The following is a 7,627-nucleotide window of genomic DNA, read 5'->3' as shown; positions in this document are numbered from 1 at the left end:
GCATTATAGAGATTTCGATCACACTGGCAAGCCCTTTTTGAAGTTTTTCTCGTTTTTTTATTCGTTCGATTAAAAAGAGCACAAAACGCCTCAAAAGTAGGCTTTTCTCTTACATCTCTTGCAGTTTCTTAGAGAATAAAGAGACTTTTTCCCAGTTCGTGTACTCAACTTCCTTGGTTGTATCCGTTTCTCCACCTGTCATATTCATAATGAAACGAATCATGGTTTTATCGAACCAGTTATAACGAGGGTAATAGAGGGCGCCAGCAAACACACCGATCAAAGTAGGTTGCCACGGGGACTTAAGAAGGAACTTCTTAATATAGGCGCTACCTTCAGGAGTATCTTTGCCTTGGTCTTCTTTACGAGCTGTTAAGTTAACGCAAAAGAAAGCAACCTTGTTTGATTGCAACTGAGCAAGGTTGGCATCAATAAACTGATATAGCTTCTTATTAAGGTGGCCGTAACGAATAGATGCGCCAATCAAAACTCGGTCGTATTGAGCAAAGTCGACATTACTAACGGTGTGCAGATCTTGAAGCTCACATTCGAACTCATTCATTTCTTCTTTTATATAGTTCAAGATTTTCTTGGTCTGCCCTTCACGGCTTGAATACAAAAATAGAGCTTTTGCCACAATATGTCCTTAGCTACGCCAAAACGTAGGGGTCAATAAAATTAATAAGGTGAATATCTCTAAACGGCCAAACAGCATGGATACGATCAACACCCATTTAGCCTTGTCATTCACATCGCCGAAGTGCATTGCCACTTCACCTAAGCCTGGACCAAGGTTATTCAATGTTGCCGCTACAGCAGAGAAAGCGCTTAGCTCATCCATCCCCGTAGCAATAAGAGCCAACATACAAACCACAAAAACCAATGCGTATGCAGAGAAGAAGCCCCAAACCGCATCAACGACACGTTGTGGTAGTGCCGAACCACCAACCTTGATGGTATAGACAGCACGCGGGTGAACAAGACGCTTCATTTCACGAGCACCCTGTAAGGTAAGTAGTAATATTCGAATGACTTTCATACCACCACCCGTTGAACCTGCACAACCCCCTATAAAAGAAGAGAACAAAAGCAGCACAGGTAAGAATAACGGCCATTCAGAAAAACCGGTGGTGGTGAAGCCTGCGGTTGTTGAAATTGATACTGTCTGGAACAACGCTTGATCGAAAGCATCATAATACGAATCGTAAGAGTGATGATTCAGTAGTAACAAGAAACAAACTAAAAACAGCACGACCTGAATAAAGATAAAGGCGCGGAACTCAGGATCTTTCCAGTAATACTTAGGATGCACACCACCAGAAGCAAAGGCCGCAAAGTGAAGAGAATAGTTACACGCAGATATAAGAAGGAACACGACCGTAATCATGTTGATAGCAGGGCTATTGAAGTAGCCCATACTTGCATCGTGAGTCGAGAATCCACCAATAGCAATGGTTGAGAAACTATGGCTGATTGCATCAAAGAAACTCATGCCAGCAAGCCAAAACGCCACCGCACAAGCAATAGTTAAGCTGAGATAGATGTACCAAAGCGCTTTTGCCGTTTCAGCAATACGCGGAGTCATCTTGCTATCTTTTACTGGACCCGGGATTTCAGCACGATATAGCTGCATACCACCGATACCCAGAACAGGAAGGATGGCTACCGCCAATACGATGATACCCATACCACCAAACCATTGCAGGAACTGGCGGTAAAATAGAATTGCCTTAGGTAGGTCATCGAGTCCAACAATAACCGTTGCACCTGTCGTCGTTAATGCAGAAAACGATTCAAAAAAGGCATCAGTAACGGAAACGCTCGGATTATCCGCAATCAAAAACGGCAATGCGCCTGCACTGCCGATTACCGTCCAGAACAACACCACAATGAGAAAGCCATCTCGCGCCTTCAATTCATGTTTATAGCGTCGGTTTGGAAACCAGCAAGTTGCTCCACAAAATAATAGAACGAAGAAAGTCGTCACAAATGGCACACCCGCACCATCTCTATAGATCAGTGCGACGAGCGCAGGTGCGAGCATTGATACACTAAAAAGTGCTAATAATAATCCGACGATTCGAATAATTGAGCGAAATTGCATGAGCTATTGAACGAAGCGAAATGCTTCACACTTCCTAGTTGTCTTTGACTTTCGTTACCAGTGCCTTGGCACCGCTTTTATTGATCATGGTTTGGGTAAACGAATCTACCTGAAGGAGCTCTATTTCAATAATAAGCTCAACTTGAACACCATAATCCGCTTGGACTTCAACAGCCTGATGCTGAGCCATGATGGATTGCGCAATTGGCACAAAGCCATAGTCTAACTCTAGCCGTAATTTTGTGGTTATTTTTTTCTCGATTGTTTGAAGCAGCTTGAGAGCTTGTTGCACTCCTCCGCCATAGGCCTTAACTAAACCACCCGTTCCAAGCTTAATTCCACCTGAATAACGAGTCACCACAGCCGTTAACTCACCCACACCAGAACCAGACAGTTGTGCCAAGATCGGCTTACCCGCTGTACCTGAGGGTTCACCATCATCGCTAAAACCCCAAAGCATTGAATCTTCAGGTCGCCCTGCCACAAAACCCCAACAATTATGTCGCGCTGAAGAATGCTCTTTTTTTACCTGCTCTACGAACTGTTTGGCAGCTTCTACACTTGAAGTATGAGCAAGATGAGTAATAAAGACGCTCTTTTTTATCTCTTCTTCAAACAGAGCCGACGCAGACGGTATTAAATAGGGCTGTTCATTCATATCGTTAACTTAATTAATAAGAGCGGCGAAGTGTATCACGCGTGAATAATAAGGGTTAGAGGATCTGTGCTATCGCACAATGTTAAACAATTGTTTAAAAAATGTATTGAAATTCACCAAGCAGAGGTACAGACTAGAATAACTGGTCTTACCAGGTGTTCTACAATAATAGAAAGATAACAAGATTCTCTCAAACAATCGTGGATTGTATGTCATGGAGATAGACAATGATTTACCAAGCTAACACCCTACAGGTAAAGGAATTACAAGATGGTATTGCGGAATTAAGCTTCTGCGCTCCGGCCTCTGTAAACAAACTCGACCTTGCTACTTTAGAATCACTAGACAAAGCGTTAGACGCTCTTAATGCTCACGCAGGATTACGTGGTTTAATCTTAACTTCAAACAAAGACGCGTTCATTGTAGGCGCAGACATCACTGAATTTCTTGGCCTATTCGCTAAGCCAGAAGCAGAACTTGATGAATGGTTAAGATTCGCGAATTCAATCTTCAGCAAGCTCGAAGACCTTCCTGTCCCAACTCTTTCAATGATGCGTGGCCATGCCCTTGGCGGCGGCTGTGAATGTGTACTGGCTACCGATTTCCGTATCGGTGACAAGACCACCAGCATTGGCCTACCTGAAACCAAACTTGGCATAATGCCAGGCTTTGGTGGTTGTGTGCGCTTGCCTCGTGTTATCGGTGCTGACAGCGCAATGGAAATTATCACTCAAGGCAAAGCATGCCGTGCTGATGAAGCGCTTAAGGTTGGCTTGCTAGATGCCATTGTAGATACAGACCAGTTATTAGAATCGGCGATCAACACCGTTTCTCTGGCAGCCAATGAAAAACTCGATTGGCAGCTACGCCGTAAACAAAAAACATCAGCACTTTCACTAAGCAAACTAGAAGCGATGATGAGCTTTACCATGGCTAAAGGCCTAGTCGCTCAAAAAGCAGGACCTCATTACCCAGCGCCAATCACTTCTGTGATTGCGATTGAAGAAGCAGCACGTAGCGATCGCGATGCAGCACTCGACATCGAACGTAAGCACTTCGTTAAGCTAGCGAAATCGGAAGAAGCAAAAGCATTGGTTGGCTTATTCTTGAATGACCAGTACATCAAAGGCCTAGCGAAACAAGCGGGTAAGTCAGCAAACAAAGCAACTGAGCGTGCAGCCGTACTTGGCGCAGGTATCATGGGCGGCGGTATTGCTTACCAATCAGCATTGAAAGGCGTGCCTGTGATGATGAAAGACATCGCACAAGCATCGCTGGATCTAGGCATGAACGAAGCATCTAAGCTATTGAATAAACGCTTATCACGCGGTCGCCTAGATGGATTCAAGATGGCAGGCATTCTGTCTTCTATTACTCCAAGTCTGCATTATGCAGGTGTTGAACAATCAGATGTGATTGTGGAAGCCGTTGTAGAAAACCCTAAAGTAAAAGCAGCAGTATTAAGCGAAGTGGAAGGTTTGGTGGGTGAAGACACAGTTCTTACATCAAACACCTCAACGATTCCGATCAACCTGTTAGCGAAATCTCTAAAACGCCCAGAAAACTTCTGTGGCATGCACTTCTTTAACCCTGTACACCGTATGCCTCTGGTTGAGATCATCCGTGGCGAGCATACTTCAGAAGAAACCATTAATCGCGTAGTCGCTTACGCAGCGAAGATGGGTAAATCTCCTATCGTTGTTAACGACTGCCCAGGCTTCTTCGTTAACCGTGTACTTTTCCCTTACTTTGGCGGTTTCAGCATGTTGCTACGTGACGGTGCTGACTTCACGAAGATCGATAAAGTCATGGAGCGTAAGTTCGGTTGGCCAATGGGCCCTGCTTACTTGCTAGACGTTGTGGGTTTAGACACAGCACATCATGCACAAGCAGTAATGGCGCAAGGTTTCCCAGAGCGTATGGGTAAAGAAGGCCGTGATGCAATTGACGCACTTTACGTCGCTGAAAAATACGGCCAGAAGAACGGCAGTGGTTTCTACACGTACAGCGTAGACAAACGTGGTCGCCCGAAGAAAACCTTCTCTGAAGACATTCTTCCTATCTTGGCTGACGTATGCCAACAGCCACAAGACTTTGATGACCAGACAATTATCCAACGTGTGATGATTCCTATGATCAATGAAGTGGTGCTTTGTTTAGAAGAAGGCATCATCGCAACACCGCAAGAAGCGGATATGGCACTGGTTTACGGTTTAGGCTTCCCTCCATTCAGAGGCGGCGTATTCCGCTACTTAGACAGTGTGGGTATTGGTAACTTCGTTGAAATGGCGAAGAGCTACCAAGACTTAGGTGCAATGTACCAAGTTCCTCAACTATTGCTTGATATGGCAGCGAAAGGCGAAAGCTTTTACGACGGCCAACAAGCCAGTTCTCTGTAACCCACATTTGGAAAAGGAATAGCAAAATGAATAATGTAGTTGTTGTTGATTGCCTTCGTACCCCAATGGGACGTTCCAAAGGTGGAGCTTTCCGTCACACTCGTGCTGAAGATCTGTCGGCACATTTGATGAAAGGCATTTTAGAGCGCAACCCAGAAGTAAACCCTGTCGAGATTGAAGACATTTACTGGGGTTGTGTGCAACAAACACTAGAGCAAGGCTTCAACGTGGCTCGTAACGCCGCTTTACTTGCTGGCCTACCGATTGAGATTGGTGCAGTAACGGTGAACCGTTTATGTGGTTCATCTATGCAAGCTCTGCATGATGCAACCCGCTCTATCATGGTTGGTGATGCTGAAATCTGCCTGATTGGTGGTGTCGAACACATGGGTCATGTACCAATGAACCACGGTGTTGATTTTCACCCAGGCATGTCTAAGCACGTAGCGAAAGCGGCGGGTATGATGGGCCTAACGGCTGAGATGCTAGGCAAAATGCACGGTATCAGCCGTGAAGACCAAGATGCCTTCGCCGCTCGTTCACACGCTAGAGCACAAGCTGCAACAGTAGAAGGTCGCTTCAAAAACGAAATCCTACCAACAGAAGCTCACGCGGCAGACGGCTCGCTGTTCACTCTGGATTACGATGAAGTTATTCGCCCAGAAACAACAGTTGAAGGTCTATCTCAGCTGCGTCCTGTATTCGACCCAGCAAACGGAACGGTAACAGCAGGTACTTCATCAGCACTGTCTGATGGTGCATCGGCAATGCTTATCATGAGTGAAGAGAAAGCCAACGCACTTGGCCTTAAGATTCGCGCTCGCGTGAAGTCGATGGCTATCGCAGGCTGCGATCCTTCAATCATGGGTTACGGCCCAGTACCGGCCACCCAAAAAGCTCTTAAGCGTGCAGGCCTAACCATTGAAGATATGGGTGTAATTGAGCTTAACGAAGCGTTTGCAGCTCAATCTCTTCCATGTGCTAAAGATCTCGGTCTATTGGATGTAGTTGACGAGAAAGTTAACCTTAACGGCGGTGCGATTGCACTCGGTCACCCACTGGGTTGTTCTGGCTCTCGTATCTCAACAACCCTAATCAACCTAATGGAAGCACAAGACGTGAAATACGGCTTAGCGACCATGTGTATTGGTTTAGGCCAAGGTATTGCAACGGTATTTGAACGCCCTTAGCGCTCTTTGGTTGTAAAACTTGTCGGGTAATCTTATGTGCAGCTATCTTTATATAGCTGCACTTTTTATATCTGACTATAACGTCATGTACAGATTCGTTCAGCAAGTCTAGTCAAAGAAAAGCACCCAATGACATGTATGCATAGAACGCATAGATTCAATGTTGATGTTTCATTATTTTTTCTCGGATGATTCAACTAAAGTTACTTCAGTTTCCTAATATTCCTCCTACGGAGCAGATCATGTTTAAAGCACTTGTACTAAACCAAGAAGACAAAAAAACTATCGCATCAGTTTCTCAAATTGATGAGTCTCAATTACCAGAAGGTAACGTGAAGGTTGATGTGAGCTACTCTTCTTTGAACTACAAAGATGGTTTGGCGATAACAGGTAAAGGGCGCATTGTTCGCAACTTCCCTATGGTTCCTGGTATCGACCTTTCTGGTGTGGTTTCACAATCTGATGACCCGCGCTACAAAGCAGGCGACGAAGTTGTTCTGACGGGTTGGGGTGTTGGTGAAGGCCACTGGGGCGGTATGGCTGAGAAAGCGAGCCTAAATGGTGACTGGTTAGTGCCAATGCCTGCAGGTCTTGACGCTAAGAAAGTCATGGCGATTGGTACAGCTGGTTTCACTGCAATGCTTTGTGTGCAAGCTATCGTAGATGCAGGCATCAAACCAGAAGACGGTGAAATCCTAGTAACGGGTGCAAGTGGCGGCGTAGGCAGCGTGTCTATTACGCTACTAAACCAACTCGGCTACAAAGTAGCAGCGGTTACTGGCCGAGCTTCAGAAAATGGCGAGCTTCTAAAATCACTAGGTGCAACACGCATTGTAGAGCGTGCTGAACTAGAAGAACCAGCGAAACCACTTGAGAAACAACTGTGGGCTGGTGCTATCGATACAGTAGGTAGCAAAGTACTTGCGAAAGTATTGGCACAAATTGATTACAACGGCGCGGTTGCAATGTGTGGCCTAGCAGGTGGTTTTGATTTACCAACTACAGTAATGCCATTCATTCTGCGTAACGTTCGCCTACAAGGTGTGGATTCAGTAATGTGCCCTCGTGAAAAACGTATTAAAGCGTGGGAACAACTGGCTGAATTACTACCTGAGTCTTTCTACGGCCAAGCGACTAAAGAAGTGTCTTTAGATGGCGCAATTCAAGCTGCAGAAGATATCACTAACGGTCAAATTACTGGTCGCGTAGTTATTAAACTGTAATTGTGAATTAAACTTCCGTAACCCTGAATAACAAAGGGCTGATAGTAATCAGC

At 45.3% G+C, this 7,627-nt stretch carries 6 protein-coding genes; 3 read left to right on the top strand and 3 right to left on the bottom strand.

Features of this window, described 5'->3' with window-relative positions; translation table 11 throughout:
- Positions 1-109: 109 nt before the first annotated feature.
- Genes hemG through OW495_RS19980 form a run of 3 tightly spaced genes read right to left on the bottom strand, consistent with a single transcriptional unit; the run spans position 110 to position 2,762 of the window.
- Positions 110-637 carry a menaquinone-dependent protoporphyrinogen IX dehydrogenase gene (gene hemG, locus OW495_RS19990; protein ID WP_065104235.1) on the bottom strand — a complete coding sequence of 176 codons (528 nt, stop codon included), beginning with the start codon at positions 635-637 and terminating at the stop codon, positions 110-112.
- A gap of 9 nt (positions 638-646) precedes the next feature.
- Complete coding sequence (locus OW495_RS19985; RefSeq protein ID WP_012602960.1) at positions 647-2,104, bottom strand: TrkH family potassium uptake protein; 1,458 nt, start codon at positions 2,102-2,104, stop codon at positions 647-649.
- Positions 2,105-2,138: 34 nt separating this feature from the next.
- Positions 2,139-2,762: a YigZ family protein gene (locus tag OW495_RS19980; protein WP_102514250.1), complete on the bottom strand. Its 624-nt coding sequence runs from the start codon at positions 2,760-2,762 to the stop codon at positions 2,139-2,141.
- Between the two features lie 227 nt (positions 2,763-2,989).
- Between OW495_RS19980 and fadB the strand changes: the two genes are divergently transcribed.
- The 3 genes from fadB to OW495_RS19965 all read left to right on the top strand — a co-directional run bounded on the left by fadB (position 2,990) and on the right by OW495_RS19965 (position 7,574).
- A complete protein-coding gene (gene fadB, locus OW495_RS19975) occupies positions 2,990-5,161 on the top strand; it encodes a fatty acid oxidation complex subunit alpha FadB (protein ID WP_102514251.1) in 2,172 nt (723 codons plus the stop codon).
- Between the two features lie 26 nt (positions 5,162-5,187).
- A complete protein-coding gene (fadA, locus tag OW495_RS19970; protein WP_009848166.1) occupies positions 5,188-6,351 on the top strand; it encodes an acetyl-CoA C-acyltransferase FadA in 1,164 nt (387 codons plus the stop codon).
- Between the two features lie 242 nt (positions 6,352-6,593).
- Positions 6,594-7,574: an MDR family oxidoreductase gene (locus OW495_RS19965; protein WP_017103120.1), complete on the top strand. Its 981-nt coding sequence runs from the start codon at positions 6,594-6,596 to the stop codon at positions 7,572-7,574.
- Positions 7,575-7,627: the final 53 nt, after the last annotated feature.

Source organism: Vibrio sp. 14N.309.X.WAT.E.F5, assembly GCF_030397615.1.
GTDB classification, from domain to species: domain Bacteria; phylum Pseudomonadota; class Gammaproteobacteria; order Enterobacterales; family Vibrionaceae; genus Vibrio; species Vibrio lentus.
Note: the sequence above shows the minus strand (reverse complement) of the source record. Positions and strands in the feature narration are given on the sequence as shown.

What these genes read in the sequence shown, in the direction of transcription:
- OW495_RS19985 (WP_012602960.1), bottom strand. Translation starts at nt 2,104, where the DNA reads ATGCAATTTCGCTCAATTATTCGAATCGTCGGATTATTATTAGCACTT.
- OW495_RS19980 (WP_102514250.1), bottom strand. Translation starts at nt 2,762, where the DNA reads ATGAATGAACAGCCCTATTTAATACCGTCTGCGTCGGCTCTGTTTGAA.
- fadB (WP_102514251.1), top strand. Translation starts at nt 2,990, where the DNA reads ATGATTTACCAAGCTAACACCCTACAGGTAAAGGAATTACAAGATGGT.
- fadA (WP_009848166.1), top strand. Translation starts at nt 5,188, where the DNA reads ATGAATAATGTAGTTGTTGTTGATTGCCTTCGTACCCCAATGGGACGT.
- OW495_RS19965 (WP_017103120.1), top strand. Translation starts at nt 6,594, where the DNA reads ATGTTTAAAGCACTTGTACTAAACCAAGAAGACAAAAAAACTATCGCA.